General features: G+C 62.9%; 17 protein-coding genes and 1 other RNA gene. 4 read left to right on the top strand and 14 right to left on the bottom strand.

Features of this window, described 5'->3' with window-relative positions; genetic code table 11:
* Positions 1-1,676, bottom strand: a 1,676-nt coding sequence (locus AAC126_RS12860) for a DNA polymerase III subunit gamma/tau (protein WP_339853938.1), incomplete at its 3' end; no start/stop codon positions are given.
* Positions 1,677-1,696: 20 nt separating this feature from the next.
* An RNA gene (gene ffs, locus AAC126_RS12855) (signal recognition particle sRNA small type) lies at positions 1,697-1,794 on the bottom strand.
* A 165-nt stretch (positions 1,795-1,959) separates the two neighbouring features.
* On the opposite strand from ffs, the gene AAC126_RS12850 reads away from it, so the two are divergent.
* Entirely contained in the window at positions 1,960-2,355 is a 396-nt protein-coding gene (locus AAC126_RS12850) for a VOC family protein (RefSeq protein WP_339853936.1), read from the top strand.
* Here the strand turns inward: AAC126_RS12850 and AAC126_RS12845 are convergent.
* From AAC126_RS12845 to greB, 6 genes are all read right to left on the bottom strand, one after another.
* Entirely contained in the window at positions 2,325-2,804 is a 480-nt protein-coding gene (locus AAC126_RS12845; RefSeq protein ID WP_339853934.1) for a hypothetical protein, read from the bottom strand. The genes AAC126_RS12850 and AAC126_RS12845 overlap by 31 nt on opposite strands.
* A 189-nt stretch (positions 2,805-2,993) precedes the next feature.
* A complete protein-coding gene (locus tag AAC126_RS12840) occupies positions 2,994-3,914 on the bottom strand; it encodes an NAD(P)-dependent oxidoreductase (protein ID WP_339853932.1) in 921 nt (306 codons plus the stop codon).
* Positions 3,915-3,917: 3 nt separating this feature from the next.
* Positions 3,918-4,298: a carboxymuconolactone decarboxylase family protein gene (locus tag AAC126_RS12835; protein ID WP_339853930.1), complete on the bottom strand. Its 381-nt coding sequence runs from the start codon at positions 4,296-4,298 to the stop codon at positions 3,918-3,920.
* Between the two features lie 113 nt (positions 4,299-4,411).
* Positions 4,412-5,095, bottom strand: a complete 684-nt coding sequence (locus AAC126_RS12830) for a gamma-glutamyl-gamma-aminobutyrate hydrolase family protein (RefSeq protein ID WP_339853928.1) — start codon at positions 5,093-5,095, stop codon at positions 4,412-4,414.
* Entirely contained in the window at positions 5,092-6,081 is a 990-nt protein-coding gene (locus AAC126_RS12825) for an amidoligase family protein (protein ID WP_339853926.1), read from the bottom strand. The genes AAC126_RS12830 and AAC126_RS12825 overlap by 4 nt, the downstream gene beginning before the upstream one ends.
* 5 nt (positions 6,082-6,086) lie before the next feature.
* Complete coding sequence (gene greB / locus AAC126_RS12820) at positions 6,087-6,641, bottom strand: transcription elongation factor GreB (RefSeq protein ID WP_339853924.1); 555 nt, start codon at positions 6,639-6,641, stop codon at positions 6,087-6,089.
* Between the two features lie 154 nt (positions 6,642-6,795).
* Here greB and AAC126_RS12815 point away from each other — a divergent pair, with 154 nt between their 5' ends.
* Positions 6,796-7,830: a proline racemase family protein gene (locus tag AAC126_RS12815; RefSeq protein ID WP_339853923.1), complete on the top strand. Its 1,035-nt coding sequence runs from the start codon at positions 6,796-6,798 to the stop codon at positions 7,828-7,830.
* An 18-nt stretch (positions 7,831-7,848) separates the two neighbouring features.
* Here AAC126_RS12815 and AAC126_RS12810 read toward each other — a convergent pair whose 3' ends face one another.
* The 4 genes from AAC126_RS12810 to AAC126_RS12795 are packed head-to-tail and all read right to left on the bottom strand — an operon-like array spanning position 7,849 to position 12,384.
* Complete coding sequence (locus AAC126_RS12810; protein WP_339853921.1) at positions 7,849-8,913, bottom strand: DUF4340 domain-containing protein; 1,065 nt, start codon at positions 8,911-8,913, stop codon at positions 7,849-7,851.
* A gap of 10 nt (positions 8,914-8,923) precedes the next feature.
* Entirely contained in the window at positions 8,924-10,930 is a 2,007-nt protein-coding gene (locus AAC126_RS12805) for a Gldg family protein (protein WP_339853920.1), read from the bottom strand.
* 1 nt (position 10,931) lies between these two features.
* Complete coding sequence (locus AAC126_RS12800; RefSeq protein WP_339853918.1) at positions 10,932-11,666, bottom strand: ABC transporter permease subunit; 735 nt, start codon at positions 11,664-11,666, stop codon at positions 10,932-10,934.
* Positions 11,659-12,384, bottom strand: a complete 726-nt coding sequence (locus AAC126_RS12795; RefSeq protein WP_339853917.1) for an ABC transporter ATP-binding protein — start codon at positions 12,382-12,384, stop codon at positions 11,659-11,661. Before AAC126_RS12795 ends, AAC126_RS12800 begins: the two co-directional genes overlap by 8 nt.
* Before the next feature lie 157 nt (positions 12,385-12,541).
* Here AAC126_RS12795 and AAC126_RS12790 point away from each other — a divergent pair, with 157 nt between their 5' ends.
* Positions 12,542-14,284 carry an adenylate/guanylate cyclase domain-containing protein gene (locus AAC126_RS12790; RefSeq protein ID WP_339853916.1) on the top strand — a complete coding sequence of 581 codons (1,743 nt, stop codon included), beginning with the start codon at positions 12,542-12,544 and terminating at the stop codon, positions 14,282-14,284.
* Here AAC126_RS12790 and AAC126_RS12785 read toward each other — a convergent pair.
* Together AAC126_RS12785 and AAC126_RS12780 are read right to left on the bottom strand one after the other, a co-directional pair.
* Positions 14,250-16,067: a HAMP domain-containing methyl-accepting chemotaxis protein gene (locus AAC126_RS12785; RefSeq protein WP_339853914.1), complete on the bottom strand. Its 1,818-nt coding sequence runs from the start codon at positions 16,065-16,067 to the stop codon at positions 14,250-14,252. The genes AAC126_RS12790 and AAC126_RS12785 overlap by 35 nt on opposite strands.
* A gap of 78 nt (positions 16,068-16,145) precedes the next feature.
* The gene (locus AAC126_RS12780; protein WP_339853913.1) at positions 16,146-17,030 is read right to left on the bottom strand and encodes a helix-turn-helix transcriptional regulator; all 885 of its coding nucleotides are present in this window, start codon (positions 17,028-17,030) and stop codon (positions 16,146-16,148) included.
* Between AAC126_RS12780 and AAC126_RS12775 the strand changes: the two genes are divergently transcribed.
* Positions 17,029-18,204, top strand: a complete 1,176-nt coding sequence (locus tag AAC126_RS12775) for an MFS transporter (RefSeq protein WP_339853911.1) — start codon at positions 17,029-17,031, stop codon at positions 18,202-18,204. The two genes, AAC126_RS12780 and AAC126_RS12775, sit on opposite strands and share 2 nt — an antisense overlap.
* Positions 18,205-18,206 lie beyond the last annotated feature (2 nt).

Genomic DNA, 18,206 nt, shown 5'->3' with positions numbered 1-18,206 from the left:
GCCTCGGCATTCGCCTTGCGCTCCGCCAGGGTGTGAATGTCCTCGTCGCCCGGCACCGCATCATTCGCCTCGACGGTCCAGGGAATGCCGGTCCATTGCTTCAGCAGGGATGCAACCTGGCCCGGCAAACTGTCCGGCGCGCCGGGATCGAGCACGATTTCCAGCCGTCCCGCCTCGGCGGAAACCGGCCGCACCGAGCGACTGAGCTGTGCGTGCAGCAGCGCCTCGCGATGCTCTTCGAAGAGCGCGACCACGGCTTCGAAAGTCTCGGGAATGGCAGGGCCCGCGGGTTCTGCCTGGGCTGGCGGCGGGGCTGGCGACGGGGCTGGCGACGGGGCTGGACGCGTAGCAGACACCGGAGCAGCGGCTGGCTTTGGCACCATTGCGACCGGTGCCGGAGTTCGTTCGTTCTCTGTCGCCGTCTGGTTTTGCGCGGCCGCCGGTTGGCGTCCCGGAGCCGCGTCAGGTTTTCCCGCCTTGATCGCCTTTACCAGATCTCCCGGTGGCGGCAGGTCGGCCGTATAGGCCAGCCGGATCAGCACCATCTCGAGCGCGGCCAGCGTCGAGGGCGCGCCCTGCACCTCACCGAGACCCTTCAGCAGCATCTGCCAGGTCCGGGCCAGAACCGGCAGCGTGAGCTGGTCCGCGAAGGAAACACCGCGTGTCCGTTCCAGCTCGGAAGCGCCTTCCAGTGCCGATTCGCGGGCGGTCTTCAGCCGTGTGATCAGGTGCGTCAGATCCAGCAGATCCTGCAGCATCACCACGGGATCGGCGCCGGAGGCATACATGGAGCGAACATCGCCCAGCGCCTCGGCAACCTTGCCGCCCATCATTTTCTCGAACAGATCGAAGACCAGCGCCCGGTCGGCAAGGCCAAGCATGTCCTGCACCTGGGCCGCCGTGATCCTGCCGTCCGACAGCGCCATCGCCTGATCGAGAATAGAGAGACCGTCGCGGGCAGAGCCGTCGGCGGCGCGGGAAATCAGCGCCAGGGCCTCGTCATCCGCCTCGACGCCTTCCTTGCCGCAGATGGTGCCGAACAGCTCCATCAGCTCGGACACATCGAATCGGCGCAGATCGAATCGCTGGCAGCGCGACAGCACGGTGATCGGCACCTTGCGGATCTCGGTGGTCGCAAAGATGAATTTCACATGCTCCGGCGGCTCTTCCAGCGTTTTCAGCAACGCATTGAAGGCGTTGCGGGAGAGCATGTGCACTTCATCGATGATGTAGACTTTGTAACGGGCGGAAACCGGCTTGTAGCGCACCCCGTCGATGATCTCGCGGATATCGTCCACGCCGGTACGCGAGGCCGCATCCATCTCCATCACGTCGACATGCCGGTCCTCGGTGATCGACCGGCAGGGATCGCATACGCCGCAGGGCGTCACGGTCGGACCGCCTGTGCCGTCCGGCCCGATGCAGTTGAGACCCTTGGCGATGATCCGCGCCGTCGTCGTCTTGCCGACCCCGCGCACGCCGGTCAGCACGAAGGCATGAGCCAGACGGCCCGAGGCCAGCGCGTTCCGCAAGGTGCGGACAAGCGCGTCCTGACCTTTCAGGTCATCAAGCGTCTGCGGCCGGTATTTCCGCGCGAGCACACGGTATTCGGCCGGCGGCGCAGCAACGTCGCCTGCGGGGTCATCAATGATCTCGGAAGGTGTCTGATCGTCCATGCGGGGGATCATAGGGGAGAGGTGGAAGACTGGGAAGCGACCCGAGCTAAAACTCGTTACGGCTGCTTCCTTCCGGACCTGACCGGATTGGCGAGACGCTCGTCCGTCCCAGCCTTCCGGGCGGATCTATATCGGCAGATGGGGGCGGAATGCAAGGAGAGTCCGCCCTGCGAAGTCCGCGCCGGCTCCTTCGGAATGAAAATCATTTCTTGATAATGCATGTCATTTTCATAAATTCCCTGAATGGATGCACATTTCAGCAAAGATCCCCGGAGGAACCAGTATGCCTGAACCTGCAAGCCTGGGGCCATGCACGCCCTTTTTCATTGTCGGGAATCTGTCCATCTCCCTGGAGCATTATCTGGAGAAAATGGGGTTCGAATGCCGTTTCATGGCACCGGAAAGCGATCCGCAATTCGCCATTGTCGGACGTGGCCAGGCACAGATCATGGTCAAGTCGATCGACGGGACGGTCCCGCCCCTTCCGAACCCGGTCCGGCATGAATGGGCCCGGTGGGACACATTCGTGCATGTTGCGGAGCCGGATCTGCTCGCGGAAGAGCTGAAAGGACGCGGCGTCGCCTTCAAGGAGCCTCTCGCCGACACCGATGACGGGTTGCGGGGATTCGAAATCGCCGATCCGGACGGTTATGTCTGCTTCTTCGGACGTCCGGTCTGATCTCCGGCAGCCCTGAACGCGCCATCCGACCAGACCAGCGCCTTCACGCAACGCCGCAGATTGGTGCCGCCGCATTCGGATCCGTGCACCTGCAATAGCACCACCGGCATCTGTCCGAGCCGGGCCAGCGTCCAGCCCTTCGACATCTCCTCGGTCACGGTGCCCCCCGCCATCAGAAACAGGCGGCACCCGCCGGTGCCGCCGCAGAACAGCGTATGGGAGCTGGAGCAACTGAGGTCCTGCCCGTCGATCACCGCGTCCTGCTTGCCGTCGCCGGTAAGATCCATCGAGCGAACCGCTCCCGTCTCCACCGTCAGGACACCATTGTCGATCGCCGCGCATTCGGCCCTGATCCCGGCGATGACCGTATCAACCGGGCCTGCCGCGGGTGATGTGCCTGGCAGCAGACACAACATCAGCAATCCGATGACAACGAAAATCCGGATCATGCGCACCCTCCCTTTACTGTGTGCAGACACAATGTTCCGGAAGGGATGCGGCGGAAGAATGGCAAGGCCTTCACGAAATCAGCCCGATGATCGCTGGGTCCCCGCATGCGCGAGGATGACGGCTTAAAAAGGATCGTCATTCCTGCGACAGCAGGAACCCAGTGAAGCCGGGCTCTACTCGCGAGATAGTCAGCCCTTCGTCGGCTCCAGCTTCTCGCCATTCCGCTCTTCCCAATACTGGATCGAGGCGGAATGGTCGCTGCCCGGATGGGCTTCGTTGAACTCACCCCAGATGCCGGTCAGCAGTTTCAGGATCGGCATGTCCTGACCCTGGCTTTCGGCGAGCCCAGCGGCAATACCGACATCCTTGGTCATCAGGGCCGTTGCAAAACCGGCGTCGAACTTGCGGGTCAGCACCGACGGTTTGAACTTGGTCTCGGAATTGTTGCTGCGGCCGGTCGAGACATTGATGACGTCGATCATCACGCTCGGGTCGAGGCCGAACTTGGCGCCGACCAGAATGGCCTCGTTGGTGGCACTGAGTGCAATGGCCGAGAGATAGTTGTTCAGGCACTTCATGGCATGACCGGAGCCAAGCGGGCCGGTGCGGATGACCACCCGGCTCATCGGCTCCATGATCCCCTCGGCCGCATCCAGCGCCGCGTCATCCGCGCCGCCGAGCATGATGGCGAGCGAGCCTTCCTCGGCCCGCCAGGTGCCGCCGGAGACCGGCGCATCGCACAGCGAGATGCCCTTTTCCTTCAAAGCCGCGCCAAGCGCGACCGTACCGGTCGGCTCCGACGAGCTCATATCGATGGCCACGGCGCCTTTCTTCATGCCCTTGGAGGCATTGTCGGCGCCGTCGATCAGGGCCATGCGGGCGGCCTTGCCGTCCGGCACCATGGTGACGACGATATCCGATGCCGCGCCAAGCGCTTCCAGCGTGGGCGCCACCTCGCCGCCAATCTCACCTGCGAAGCGCTGGGAGGTCTCAGAGCGCAGATCGAAGACGCGGACATCATAGCCCGCCTCGACCATGTGCCGGGCCATCGGCCAGCCCATCATGCCGAGGCCGATCCAGCCGACGACCGGTTTGTTGTCGGAAGCCATCGCTCAGACTCCCTGCTCTTTGAAGACTTCGCGGGCCACCTTGAACGCGGTGACAGCGGCCGGAAAGCCGGCATAGGTCGCGACCTGGATGAAGATTTCCGCCATCTCGTTCTTGGTCACGCCATTGTTCAGCGCGCCGAGCAGATGCAGGCGCAGTTCATGTTCCCGGCCCATCGCCGCCAGCATGGCGAGGTTCAGCATGGAACGGGTCTTCAGCTCCAGCCCGTCCCGGCCCCAGCAGGCGCCCCAGGCGTGGGTGGTGACGAACTTCTGCAGGATCATCGAGAACTCGTCCGCATTGTTGAAGCTGTTCTCGACATATTCGTTGCCGAGCACCTTCTTGCGGGTTTCCATGCCTTGTTCAAAAAGTTGATCCAGATCCATTGGGGTCCTCCTCCCTTGTTTTCATAATTGTATACGAAAGTACCGGGCCGGGCCGGGCCTGACCAGCGGGCGCCCCGGAACGAGCCGCAACCGCAATCGGCAAGAAAGCGGGACTATTCTTTCCGAGAGGCGGCACGGATCAGGGCGCGGTAGAGGCGCTGTTGCGCCCGGTTGAATACCAGGAATTCCGGGTGCCACTGCACGCCGAAAAACAACCGGTCGCCTTCGCTTTCGATCCCCTGCACCATGCCCCGCCGGTCACGCGCGGAAACTTTCAGCCCGTAGCCAAGCTCATCCACGGACTGGTGATGGATGCTGTTCACCCGGCACCAGCTGACGCCCAGCATCTCATGCAGGCGCGAGCCGACATCGATCTCGATCCGCTTCACCGGAAGCGGCGTCCGGCGGGCGCGGGCACCGGGATAGGCCTCGGAAATCTCGCTGTGCAGGGTGCCGCTGAAAAACACGTTCAGGATCTGTGCCCCCCGGCAGATGCCGAGCACAGGCCGCTTGCCGTCCCGGAAGTGATCCAGCAGGGCGAGTTCGAAGGCGTCCCGTTCCGGGTCGATGCCCTCTTCTATCGCCACCTCGCCGCCATAGAGCGTCGGCGCCAGATCGCTGCCGCCGCCGATGATCACGCCGTCCAGCGCATCCGCATCGAGCGGCCGGTCCGGGCCAAGCCGCACGCTGCGCCCGCCGGCACGCCAGATCGCGAACCGGTGAAAGGACAGTGGAATCAAACCGGATTTGCTTGAGGTGGAAATCCCGATCAGCGGGCGTGATGACGTACCGCTCATTCGACACCGAACAGGCGGCGCAAACGTCCCGGAAAACTGGCTTCCGTCGCCGCGCGGAAACCGGCGATGGCTTCTTCAAGCCGCGAAGGATCCGCCGCCAGCTCCTCCACCGTGACCCAGCGGTTCCATTCGGTTATCGCGGACCAGGAAGGATCGCCAAGATCGGCGTTCGGCAGCCGGTAATGATAGGTCGGGCGCGGTTTGATCAGAACGTCCTTCGTCCGGCTCCGCACCTGGTCCGGCGCCAGATGCGCGAACAGCGGCAGCATGTCGAGCTCCCGGTTCCGGGTCGGGTTCATCAGCAGGTAATCGTCGATCATCGTTTCGAGATCCGCCGGATAATCGGCGGCAAGGATCTTCCGGGCATAGCTTTCCGGGAAATGCGCGGTGTGCGGCAGAATGCGGCGGGTGATATCCACCGCGACGGCATCCCTCAGGCTTTCGGACCGCAGCAGGTAGGCCTGCAGGACATGCAGGATTTCTTCCGGCGCACCGGTCGCGACCTCGACATTCAGATGCAGCCCGAAGGCGTAAAGCGCGCTTTCGCGGGTGCCGAGGGCGCCATGCCGGCGCAGGAGCGAGAACACGTCGTCGAGGTCACCCAGACGGGACCAGGGGATCGGCGGGAATACGATCTCCACCGGCACCAGACCGGTCAGGGCCTCGCCGAGCGGGCCGCGCCAACCTTCCGGCAGCTCGAGATCGCCGAACAATGTGCCGGAGCCGTCCGGGTCATCCTCCCGGCCTGCATTGTCATGCACATACTGGAGATCCAGCTCGACGGTCGTCTCGCCCCATTCTTCGTGATGCAACAGGGTGCGGTGAGCGTCTATTTTTTCCGCCTTGCCGCCAAACGCATCCTGCAGAAGCTCCACGGTCCGGTCGACAGAGAGCCCGGCGAATTCCAGCTCGACACCGACCCGGCGCAGCTTTCCCTCGGCGGTCCGTTCCCTGGGCGGCGGTTTCGGCAGCGGGAGCATCGGCATCCCGGCTATTTGCTCTCGTAGGATATGTTCGTCACCTCGACGGATTGCGGGCCACGCGGCGTGCGCACCTCGACCACGTCGCCGATTTCCGCTTTCAGCAAGGCCCGGGCAATCGGCGCGATCCAGCTCACCTCGCCACGCTCAAGGTCCGCCTCATCGATACCGACAATGCGCACCGTGCGCTCTTTGTCTTCTTCATCCGCATAGGTCACGGTCGCACCGAAAAACACCTGATCCTTGTTCGGCTGCTGCAGCGGATCGACAATTTCCGATGCTTCCAGCCGCTTCAGAAGAAACCGCATGCGGCGGTCAATCTCGCGCAGCCGCTTCTTGCCGTAGATGTAATCGCCGTTCTCCGAGCGGTCGCCGTTTCCGGCGGCCCAGGACACAATCTCAACGACCTTCGGACGCTCTTCCCGGCGCAAGTGCTTCAGCTCATCCTGCAGCGCCTTGAAGCCGCGCGGGGTGATGTAGTTCTTGACGCCTTTCGGGGAGGGATCGGGGATCTCGTCCTCTTCCTCGAAGTCGCTGTCGTTCTCTTTGACGAAGGCTTTGCTCATCTCTGCTTTCTGGCCGTCATTAAACGCGGCAGGCTGGACACGCGGCTGGTTTCCAGAGTGCAGGCATCGTCTCGCCTGTTCAAGCAGACCTGTTGCCTGACCTGGCATCGTCATACGCTACTGAAGTGAAATAGCGTGGGGACGGGAAAGTTCCATGAGAAGCACCAAACAGATCCATGTGGTCGGATGCCACGCCGCGGGCGAGGTTGGCGATGTCATTGTCGGCGGGGTCACACCACCGCCGGGCGACACGATCTGGGAGCAGGCCCGCTGGATCGCCAAAGACGGAACGCTCCGGGATTTCATACTGAACGAGCCGCGCGGCGGCGTCTTCCGGCATGTGAACCTGCTGGTGCCGCCGAAAGATCCGCGCGCGGCCATGGGCTGGATCATCATGGAGCCGGTGCATACCCCGCCCATGTCCGGCTCCAACTCCATCTGCGTTTCCACCGTCCTGCTGGAGACCGGCATCGTGCCGATGGAAGAGCCCGTGACCCGCTTCATGCTGGAGGCGCCCGGCGGTCTGGTCGCGGTCGAGGCGCAGTGCCGGGACGGCAAGGCGGAAAGCATCACGGTGCGCAACCATCCCTCCTTCGCCGCCGCCATCGACGTGCCGCTGGAGGTGGAAGAGTATGGCACGCTGACGGTATCGACTGCCTATGGCGGCGACAGTTTCGTCATCGTCGACGCGGATGCCCTCGGCTTTAGCATCCGGCCGGACGAAGGCCGCGCTCTCGCGGATCTCGGAGCCAGGCTGACCCGCGCGGCGACGGAACAACTCGGTTTCAGCCACCCGACGAACCCGGACTGGCGGCACATCTCCTTTTGCCTCTTCGCAGGCGGCCTGACAGACAGCGCCAAAGGGCTTGAGACCCGGCATGCCGTCGCCATCGAGCCCGGCAAGATCGATCGGTCGCCAACCGGAACGGCTCTTTCCGCCCGCATGGCCCTGCTCCGGGCCACGGGCCGCATGCAGGTCGGGGACCGGCTCACCGCCCGCTCCATCATCGACTCGACCTTCACCGGCCGGATCGAGGAAGAGACCGAAATCGGCGGGCTGGCGGCGATCATTCCCTCGATCACCGGCAGTGCCTGGATTACCGGGAATTTCCAGTATCTGCTGGATCCGACAGATCCCTGGCCCGGTGGCTACCGGGTCGGCGATACCTGGCCCCTGCTCCCGGGCTGACAGGGCAGTCAGGCAGGTTCAGCCTTCCGTGGCCGGTTTCGTTGCCGATTCCATGCTGTGGCGGAGTCTCTGCAAACGGCTGTCGGACAGCCGGTAGGCCCAGCTTGAGAGCCGCTCCACATTGGCGGCGGCAAAGGATTTGGCTTCTTCCGTCGCGTCCGGGGCGACATTGATCGAGAAATGCGTCCAGGTTTCCATGACACCGTCGGCGCCCGGAACTTCCGCGAAATCGACGATCACGGTGAGGCCGCTTCTGGTCTGATAAATCGCGTTGCCAAGGGACGGCTCGAAAGTCATGCCCTGCATCGCCCGGACATTCTCGAATTTCAGCTCCGACAGGCCGTCCGTGATCTCGTTCACTGTGTAGAACGTCGCCAGTTGCCGGCCTTCCGGCATATTCATCAGCTTGAACGGCTTCTCGCTGTCATCCATGCGGCGGACTTCCAGCACCTCGCCGCTCGGGCTCGTCAGATGGATCTCCTGGATCCGGTCGGCGCCGATATCCACCACTGCCTCATCCGTCCACGAAGCCACGCGATGCACATCATCGACCTGACCATGCGCGAGCCATGAGCGGGCATCCTTGTTCTGCCGCAGATAGAGCATCGCACCGCCGCTACCGCTCGTCCGGTCACTTCCGATCAGCGCATCGACAATGGCGTCGCCGCCCCGGCCGAGCAGCCGCACCCGGGTCGCCCCGGAGCCTGCTTCCGTCACATCGGAGACGCCGAGCCGGGCATAGCGTGCCGGATCGGCCGTCTTCGCCTCGACCAGCGTCAACTCCGCCAGCGAGAGAATGAAATCCCGGACCCGGCCCGTGTCCGCCGGATAGCCGCCCTGTTCCGCAATGCGCCAGGTCCCGTCCTCCCGGACGATACTGACCTGCTCGACCGCGCCATCCTTGTTCCAGGACATCTCGACCCGGGCGATATCCGGGATCTGCTGCTCCAAACCCGGAAAAGCCGGGGCGTTGTCCAGCACGGAGATCGTCGCATCATGGCGCCAGAGAACGGCAAGCACCGCAGCCAAGAGCACCGCTCCAGTGACAGAGGCCAGAATTCCCAGCGAACGCAAGCTCAGCATCGGTCTCTCCCTAACCGGCGGCCACGGACGCATGACGGCGCCGGCGGCGCAGACTGCGCCAGAAGGCAAGGATAAGCGCCAGGATCGTAATCAGGATCGGCACCAAAGCGATATTGTAGAACCAGAGCTCTGTCTCCAGCCGGTCGACATCCTCCCGGACCGAACGCTGCACGGCACGCAGCTCACCGCGTATCCGGAGGATCTCCTGCCGGTATCCCTCGATCTCTGCCTGTTCCTGCTCGGTCACAATGGCGGCCGAGCCGTCCGGCATGCCGCGCCGCAGCGCGTCAAACCGCTGCTGTGTTTCCGCCAGGGTCTTTTGCAACTGCTCTTCGCGGGCGGCGTATTGCTTCTCCGCCTCACGCTCGATCTGCTCCAGCACCTCGAACGGACGGGAGGTGGAGCCCCGGCCGCGCAGGCCCAGAAGCGTGCTGCTGCCGGACAGGGCATCGAGGCTGTTCAGCACGAAGTCGCCATTGCCCGACACCGGCACCGGCACCCGGCGGCCGAAGAACTGCTGCACCCGGACCCAGAACCGGTCTGCCAGCACATCGCTGTCGGCAACGACGATCACATCGAGCGGCGCGGTCGATTTCGTCAAGACCTGCGGGAACTTCGCCTTGTAGGCGGCGTCATCTTCCGCACTCGGCGCGTCTTCGCCTTCCTTCACCGCCTTTTCCGGCGGGCCGTCGGGGAACGCCGTCGTGACACTGTCCGCAGTCAGGCGCGCGGCGACGACCAGCGCTTCCGGGCCGGGCTGATAGCTGCGCAACAGGGCTTCCGGGGAGCGCATGCCCTTCACCTGTCCGACATCCAGCTCGGCCGAGCCGAGCGAGGTCGAGATCAGGGGCGTCATCGTCACCACCGCATCCTCCGCCAGCGCGATATGTCCCGCACTGGCAACGGCCAGCGTGTCCACATTCGTCGTGATCGGTGAGGATTGGTCGATATTACTGCCCTTGAGTTCCAGCCAGGCCACGTAATCCACCGGCCTCCGGCCCTCGCCCGGCTGCACCTTGCGCGCGGTCATCCGGTCGGCCGCGATCCGGGTCGGGTCGTAGATCACGCCCCAATGATCAAACAGGGTCGCGAGAGTGCTGCTTTCCGGGGTTGTCTGGCCAAAGAACTGGGCCTGGCCAGCTTCGGACTCGGCATAGGGATCAACGAAGATCAGCGCCTTGCCGCCGCCAAGCAGGAACTGGTCGATGGCGAACTGCGCGCGCGGCCCAAGCTCGGCGGTATGGGCCAGCATCAGCACGGTAACGTCGTCCGGGATCTTGTCGAAATCCGCGTTCAGGTACCGGGTCTCGTAGGTCGCGCCGATCTGGTCCGCGATGATATACGGCGCCACCGGCGTCTGCTGCCCCATGGCGTTCATCCGCACCGTGCCCTGCATCGGCAGGCTGGTGACGATGCCGAGCACTGTGCGCTTCGGTTTCGCAAGAGCGTAGATCAGGCGCGAGATATCATATTCGAGGAAAGTTTCCCGCTCCGGCTGCAGAAACGGGATGACTTCGAGATCGTCGGTCAGATTGGTGCCGGAGAGGCCGAAGAACACCTGCTCCCCGCCTTCCTGCAACGGTATCTGCTGCAGCCCGTCCGCCACGGCGCGGTCTTCAAGCTCCGTGAAAGGCGCCGGATCGTAAATCTCGACGCGGACCTTGCCGTCTGACCGGGCGGCGTATTCGCCAAGCAGATCCCGCACCCGTCCGGCATAAATGCCGTAGAACGGAACCTCCCGTCCCAGTGCCTCCGAATAATAGAACTTCAGGGTGACCGGCTCCACGATGCTCTCAAGCAGCTCTTCGGTCCCGTCAGAGAGCGAAAAGAGCCTTTCCTCGGTCAGGTCGAGCCTGGTCGAGGTGAACAGGGCCGAGGACAGCACGTTCAGCGCCAGGAAAAGCGTCAGCAGCAGGAACAGGGCTGCGACAGCCAGGCGTCCCTGCGTGAAAAAGCTGCTGCGGGGCCCGGCGGAGGCGGTTGGGGCCGGGGAGGTCATGTCAGAGGGCGCGCTCATCCTATTCCGCCTTCTTCCAGTCGATGACATAGGCATTCGCGGTCAGCGCGATGACAATCGCGGAGCCGAAGAAGATCAGGTCGCGCAGATCGATCACACCGCGCTGGATAGCCTGAAAATGCGTCATGAAGCCGAAGCTGGCGATGGTCTGGACCAGCTCGCCCGGCGCCCAGTTCTCGAAATAGTTCAGCAGGATCGGTGAGCCCGCCACGGTAAAGAGGAAGCAGACCGCCGCCGTTACAACAAAGGCGATCACCTGGTTCTTGGTCATCGCCGAGATCAGCGAGCCGATGGCCATATAGGCGCCTGCCATCAGATAGCTGCCGAGGTAGGACGCGACGATGACGCCATTATCCGGGTTGCCGAGATAATTGACGCTGATCCAGAGCGGGAAGGTCAGAACCAGCGCGACACCGGTAAAGGCCCAGGCCGCCAGAAACTTTCCGAGCACGGCCTCGACCATGGTGATCGGCAGGGTCAGCAGGAGCTCGATGGTGCCGAGCCTGCGATCCTCGGCCCAGAGCCGCATGGACAGGGCCGGTACCAGAAACAGATAGAGCCACGGGTGAAAGCCGAAGAAAGGCTGCAGATCCGCCTGGTCGCGGGCGAGAAACCCGCCGACGAAGAACGTCATCGTTCCGGCCATGACCAGAAAAATGACGATGAAGATATAGGCCAGCGGCGTGGCGAAATAGGCGGCGAATTCACGCCGGAAGATCAGACCGATATTACGCATGGCCCGTGACCTCGCGGAAATAATCATCCAAGCTGGCGGAGCCGGAACGCGCCTTCAGATCCGCGGGCGTGCCATCCGCCAGTACACGGCCCCGGGCAATGATCATGGCCCGGGTACAGACCGCGTCGACCTCTTCCAGAATATGGGTGGAGACAATGATGCATTTCTCCGCCGCCATGCCCTGGATCAGACCACGCACCTCGTGCTTCTGGTTCGGATCGAGACCGTCCGTCGGCTCGTCCAGGATCAGCACTTCCGGATCGTGGACCAGCGCCTGCGCCAGACCGACCCGGCGTTTGAAGCCCTTGGACAGGGTTTCTATCGGCTGCATGACCACATCCGCCAGACGGGTCTGCACGATCACCCGCTCGACGGCGTCCGCCACGTCTTTCTCGGCAATGCCGCGAATCCGCGCGACGAAGCAGAGAAAGGACAGCGGCGTCATGTCCGGATAGGCCGGCGCGCCCTCGGGCAGGTAGCCGATCGCGGCCTTCACCGCCTGCGGCGCCTGCCGGACATCATGCCCGGCGACAAGCGCGGTTCCGGCTGTCGGCGCCAGGAAACCCGAAATCATTTTCATGGTGGTGGATTTGCCGGCCCCGTTCGGACCGAGGAAGCCCAGAACCTCTCCGCGCCCAACCTCGAACTCCAGGCCGTCAACGGCCGTGATCGAACCGAAACGCTTGGTCAGCTTCCGAATGGATAATAGTGCGCTCATGGATTTGCGAACCTGGCCCCAATCGGCATCTGCGATATGCCTTCCTGCTCGTGTACCCGATCTCACAGAAAATTCAAAGGACTGGGTTTTCACCAGGATTGATTATCTAATAGCTTTTTGGCCAAACTGGCAGACGCGGATAGCCGGAGCGAACAGCTTGTCTGACGATGTAGCGAAACCGCGTGGCCGGAACAGCCCGCTTTGGCGACGGGTGCATACTCTTTCCGGGCTGGTTCTGTTCACTTACGTCGCCACCCATCTGCTGAACCATGCCGCCGGTATCCTCTCCATCGAGGCTCTGCTGACGAGCGGCAAATGGTTCATGATCTTCTGGCACCAGGCGCTCCCCACGGCAGCCCTTTATTCCGCCCTGACGCTGCATCTGGCTATCGCGCTTGTCGCGATCTTTCGGCGGGACTCCCTCCGGGGCATGAGCCGGGCGGAGATCGCCCAGCTCACGCTCGGTCTTTCCATACCGGTCTTTCTGATCAACCACGCGATGGGCACCCGCGCCCTGGACGAGTTTTTCGATGCCGACCCGTCCTATCTCTATGTCCAGCTGGTGGTCTGGAAGTTCGCACCGCATTACATCGTCAGCCAGACCCTACTGCTTCTGACATCATGGATTCACGGCTGCATCGGTCTGCATCTCTGGCTGCGGTTCAAACCGGGATACCGCCGGCTTCTGCCACTCTGGCTCACCCTTGCCGTGATGGTGCCAACCCTCTCCCTCGCCGGTTTTGTCGCTTCCGGCATGGAAGTGCTGCGCATGGCGGAAGACAGCGCATGGCTGGGCTTCGTTCTCAAGTCTTTCGCGCTGCCCCGGGGCGCGGAACAGCAGGCATTTCTGACCTGGGTGCGTACCGTCGAGTACAGTTATTATGGCTTGGTTCTTCTGGCTTTTGCCGCCCGGTCCGTGCGCCTGCATATCCTGAAGAAGACCGAGCCGGACGTCACCCTGACCTATCACACAGGCCAGAAAGTGGGACTGCGTGCCGGTGCCACCATCCTAGAGACCAGCCGGCGTGCCGGCATCCCTCACGCCTCCGTCTGCGGCGGCCGGGGACGCTGTTCGACCTGCCGGGTGTGGATCGGCAGCGGACTGGATACCCTGCCACCGCCCTCCGAGCTTGAAGCCAAGGTTCTGAAACGGGTCGGCGCACCGGACAATGTGCGGCTCGCCTGTCAGACCGTCCCCACCGTCGACCTGGAAGTGACGCCCCTGCTGCCGCCGGCGCAGGCACGTGTCGAGGATACGGGGGCCCGGCCGGATTATCACGCCGGGCAGGAGCGCGACATCGTCGTGCTGTTTGCCGATATCAGGGGCTTTACCGAGCTGACCGAACAGCGCCTGCCCTATGACACGGTTTTCATCCTGAACCGTTACTTTTCCGAAATGGGCCATGCCATCGAAAGCGCGGGCGGACGCATCGACAAATTCATCGGCGACGGCATCATGGCCCTGTTCGGCATCGACCGGGGCATGAAGGTTGGTGCCCGCAACGCCATTCTGGCGGCCCGCTACATGGGCGAAAACCTGCAACGGCTGAACGCTTCACTGGCGGCGGATCTGGACAAGCCATTGCGTATCGGTATCGGTATCCATGGCGGCCCGGCCATTGTCGGCGAGCTTGGTTACCGGGACACGATGGGCCTGACCGCGGTCGGCGACACGGTGAATACCGCAAGCCGTCTCGAAGCCCTGACCAAGGAGCATGGCGTCCAGCTCATCCTCTCGGAGGCCGTGATCACGGCGGCGGACCTCGTCCTGGAGATCGGGGAGCGGGCTGAAATCACCGCACGCGGACGGGAGCAGAGTGTCAGCGCCCGCCTGATTGAAGACGTAACCGCACTACCGGCCGCGCTCAACGAGCGCGGCGGTCGTGTTCAACCGGAATAGATCTTTCCCGCCGGTTAACCTCGGGGGTCGCGGTACGCACAACCCGGATAACCGTGTTTTTCAGCTGCTCGACCTCGCCACCCAGCTTCTGGGTCGCCATGGAGACATCACTGGAAAGCGATCCCACCCCCTGGGCATCCCGGGAGACAACGGCAATCCGTTCCGAGACCTCCCGCGCGCCGGCGGCAGCTTCGGTCACATTGCTTGCGATTTCACGGGTTGCCTGATCCTGACTCTGGACGGCGGCGCTGATTTCCTCGCTCTTCTCGTTGATGTTGGCGATCGTTTCGATGATGCTTGTGATCGCCTTGACCGCATCTGAAGTAACCTGCAGCATGCCGTTGACTTCTCCGGTGATCGACGCCGTCGATCCCTGCGTCTGGTTCGCCAGATTTTTCACTTCGGAAGCCACCACGGCGAAGCCTTTTCCGGCTTCACCGGCCCGTGCCGCCTCGATCGTGGCATTCAGCGCCAGAAGATTGGTCTGCTCGGCGATATCATTGATCAGGCCAACCACTTCTCCGACCTTCTTTGCGGCTTCCGACAGGCTTTCAACAACCGCCCGGGACTGTTCCGCCTGGGAAGCCGCCGACCTTGCGATCTCCGCGCTCTGGTCAACATGGCTCGAGATTTCGGCAATGGAGGCCGCAAGCTCTTCCGCGGCCGATGCCACGGCTTCCGCATTGACGAGGGATTCCTCGGATGCGGCGCTGACCGCTGTAGCGTTTTCACCAAGATTTTGCGCCGACCCCGCCATCTGATCCGCGATGCCGTTAAGATGGGCCGACTCACTTTGAACGCGCGTCCAGACTTCGGTCGTTTCAGTCTCGACAGTGTCGGCCATTTCATTCAGTGAGCGGCTTCTGTCATCTGCCGCCGCTTTCTCCGAGGCAGCTTGAGCCGCACGGGCTTCCGCAATCTCCGCCGTTGCATCCCGCAACTTGGTGACCGCATCCATCAGGCGCCCGATCTCCGCCTTGTAGCCCTGCGGCACGGCGACAGTGGTATTTCCTCCGATAACCTCATCAATCAGCTCCACCGCCTGTCGGATCGGCTTCAGGATCGATCCGGCGATCACGAAACTGGCGAGAGCACTGATGATCGCCGCGAGCGCCGTCGCATAGAGCAGCATTTGCTCGGTGGCGTGCTCATGCTCTTCGGCCCGAACGGCGGTCTTCTGCGTGAAGGCGATCACCCGTTCCGTGGTCCCCTCCAGACTCCTGATGAAAGCGTCCTCTTCTTTCGCGACAGCTTCAATCGCCGCCGCAAGACCTTGGCGATCACCGGTCCGGAGCTGATCGAAAAGCGCTTGAACACCTTCTTCGTAACTCTTGTGGCCCTCAAGCAGCGAAACGATGCTTTGATCGACGCTGTTGTAATGTGCGAGCGCTTCGTCATTCAGCGCCCGTTCGACGGCGATGTCGTGCATCACATGCACGGCTTCACCTTCTTCGACAACAAGTTTGGAATACTTTTGGAACGCCTTGATTTCCTCGTCGAAATGCTTGCGCGCTGCCGCACGCACGTCGTCTGCAAACGAAGAGACGTGCATTTCTTCGCCGTATCGAACGGCCCGCTCGAAATGTATCGCCTGTTCGAGCTGATGGGTTGTCATCTTCGTCAGCAGCGCCGAAATCGGAACGTCCAGTTCTGCGATTTCTTCAATCTCGTTTCCGATAGCCCGAAGCTGCGTTCCCGTGAAGGCAGCAAGCCCGAGCAGAAAGGCAATGCTGATGACGAGTAGAGCGGCCATCCGAGTCCGGACGGAGAGCGAATTCAACATAATTAAGATTCCAGCCAGAGATCCTAGATTCATGCGGATAGTCAGCGCTTGCGATTAACAAATCATTTACGTGACGAATTACTCGGGTTTCTTTTTATTCAGGCCCATATATTGCCGGGGAGATGCTCCAAATACCTTCGTGAAAGCGGCGGAAAATGCACTCGGGCTCCGATAGCCGCAATCAAGTGCAACCACCGTCACCGGCCTGCCGGCAGCCAACATTTCAAGAGCGGCCAACAAGCGGCAACGCTGCCGCCATTCCGCAAAGGAATAACCTGTCTCGGACAAAAACAGCCGGGTCAGGGTGCGTCCGCTGGCGCCGGCCATGCGGGCCCAGCCATCCAGGTCGCGCTCGTCGGACGGATCACCGATCATTGCCAGCGCGACACTGGCCGCGCGCGTGTCCGACGGGATCGGCAGATGCAGATCGGCGGGGACGAGCTCCATGAGTTCATCGGCAATGACCGCCGCCAGCCGGTCACTCCGCGCTCCCGCGGGGTGTTCTTTCAGATGAACAATCAAATGCTTGAGTAAAACGGGGACCGTGACAACGCTGCAACGCGCTGGAATAGGGATCTCCGGCTCATCCGGCCGGGCCTTGCGGATATAGAGCGAGACGAAATCCGCATCGCTGATCGCCCGGACCCGGTGCGGCACCCGGGCGGGAACCCAGACAGCCATGCCGGACGGTACAGACCATTGCCCCTCCTCGGTCCAGACCTGGAGCAGCCCGCGCTCGGCATGAACGAACTGAGCCCGGTCATGGTGATGCTCGCCCGTGTCATGGCCCTGGGCAAAGAAGGTCCCGAAGGCCATGATCTGCGGTGCCGTCGCGCCGAGGGCGGCGACCGCGTCCCGGATCGGCGAACCATGTCCGTTTGTCGATAGTTTTTGGCTTTTCATCGCAAGACAGACGATACGGCACATGCCATCCTGTGACCAGAACTTTGGGAGGCTCACCATGAATCCGCGCCGCTTGCTGCTGCTCAATCTGGGCCATGCGCTCGATCATCTCTTCATGCTGCTGTTTCCGGCCGTGGCCGCTCTTGCCGCCGCCGATATCGGGGACAGTTACGGGGCGGTGCTGGTGCTTGCCACCGGCAGCTTCATCGCTTTCGGCGCCTGCTCGCTTCCGGCGGGCTGGCTCGGGGATCGCTGGGGCCGGGAGCGGATGATGCTGATTTTCTTCACCGGGATCGGCGGCGCCAGCATCCTGACCGGGTTTGCCACCTCATTCTGGCATCTGGCGGCCAGCCTCACGCTGATCGGCGTGTTCGCGGCGATCTATCACCCGGTCGGCATCGCCATGGTGGCCAAGGGTGGCGGTAATCTGGGCCGCCGGCTTGGCGTGAACGGTGTGTGGGGGAATATGGGTGTCGCCGCGTCGGCACTGGCCATCGGCGCCTTTGTCGATTTCGCCGGCTGGCGCGCGGCCTTTTTCCTGCTCGGCGGACTTTCCATCCTGGCCGGTGTCTACTGGTCCCGGCTGCATCCCGAGATGGCCCCGCAGACCGCACAGGCACGCAGCGCCGATCATGGCCCGCCCGCGCCCGGCTGGCAGCGGGTCCTGCTCGTCATCGGCATCTCGGCGGCGATCGGCGGCTTTATCTTCAACTCGATGACCGTTGCGCTACCGAAAGTACTGGATGACCGGCTCGCTGCTTTCTCTTATTCCGCGACCGAGGTCGGTGCCATCGCAAGCGCTGTCTACGCCCTCGCCGCCTTCTCCCAGATCGTCGTCGGCCGGGCCATCGATAAATATTCGATCAAGCCGATCTTCCTTGCCGTCACGGCCGGTCAGGCCATCGCTCTTTTCATCGCGGTAAATCTCGATGGCTGGGCCATGGTCGTCGCCTCCATGGCCGTCATGGTTCTGGTGTTCGGACAAATTCCGATCAACGACACGCTGGTCGCGCGCTACACGCCGGACCATTGGCGCGGCCGGGTCTATGCCGTGAAATATGTTCTGACCTTCACGGTGTCGGCTGCCGTGGTCCCCGGCCTCTCCTGGCTCTATGACGCGGGTGGAGGGTTCCCGGCCATGTTCCTCGGAGCAGCCGTGGCCGCGGCAATCATCACCGCGACGGTGACGCTTCTGCCCCGCGCCCCGTCCGCTGCCGTTGCGGCAGCGGAATAGGG

Source organism: uncultured Nisaea sp., from assembly GCF_963974195.1.
In the GTDB taxonomy this organism is placed as follows: domain Bacteria; phylum Pseudomonadota; class Alphaproteobacteria; order Thalassobaculales; family Thalassobaculaceae; genus Nisaea.
The sequence above is the reverse complement of the archived record's forward strand: the minus strand, read 5'-3'. Positions and strand labels throughout refer to the sequence as shown.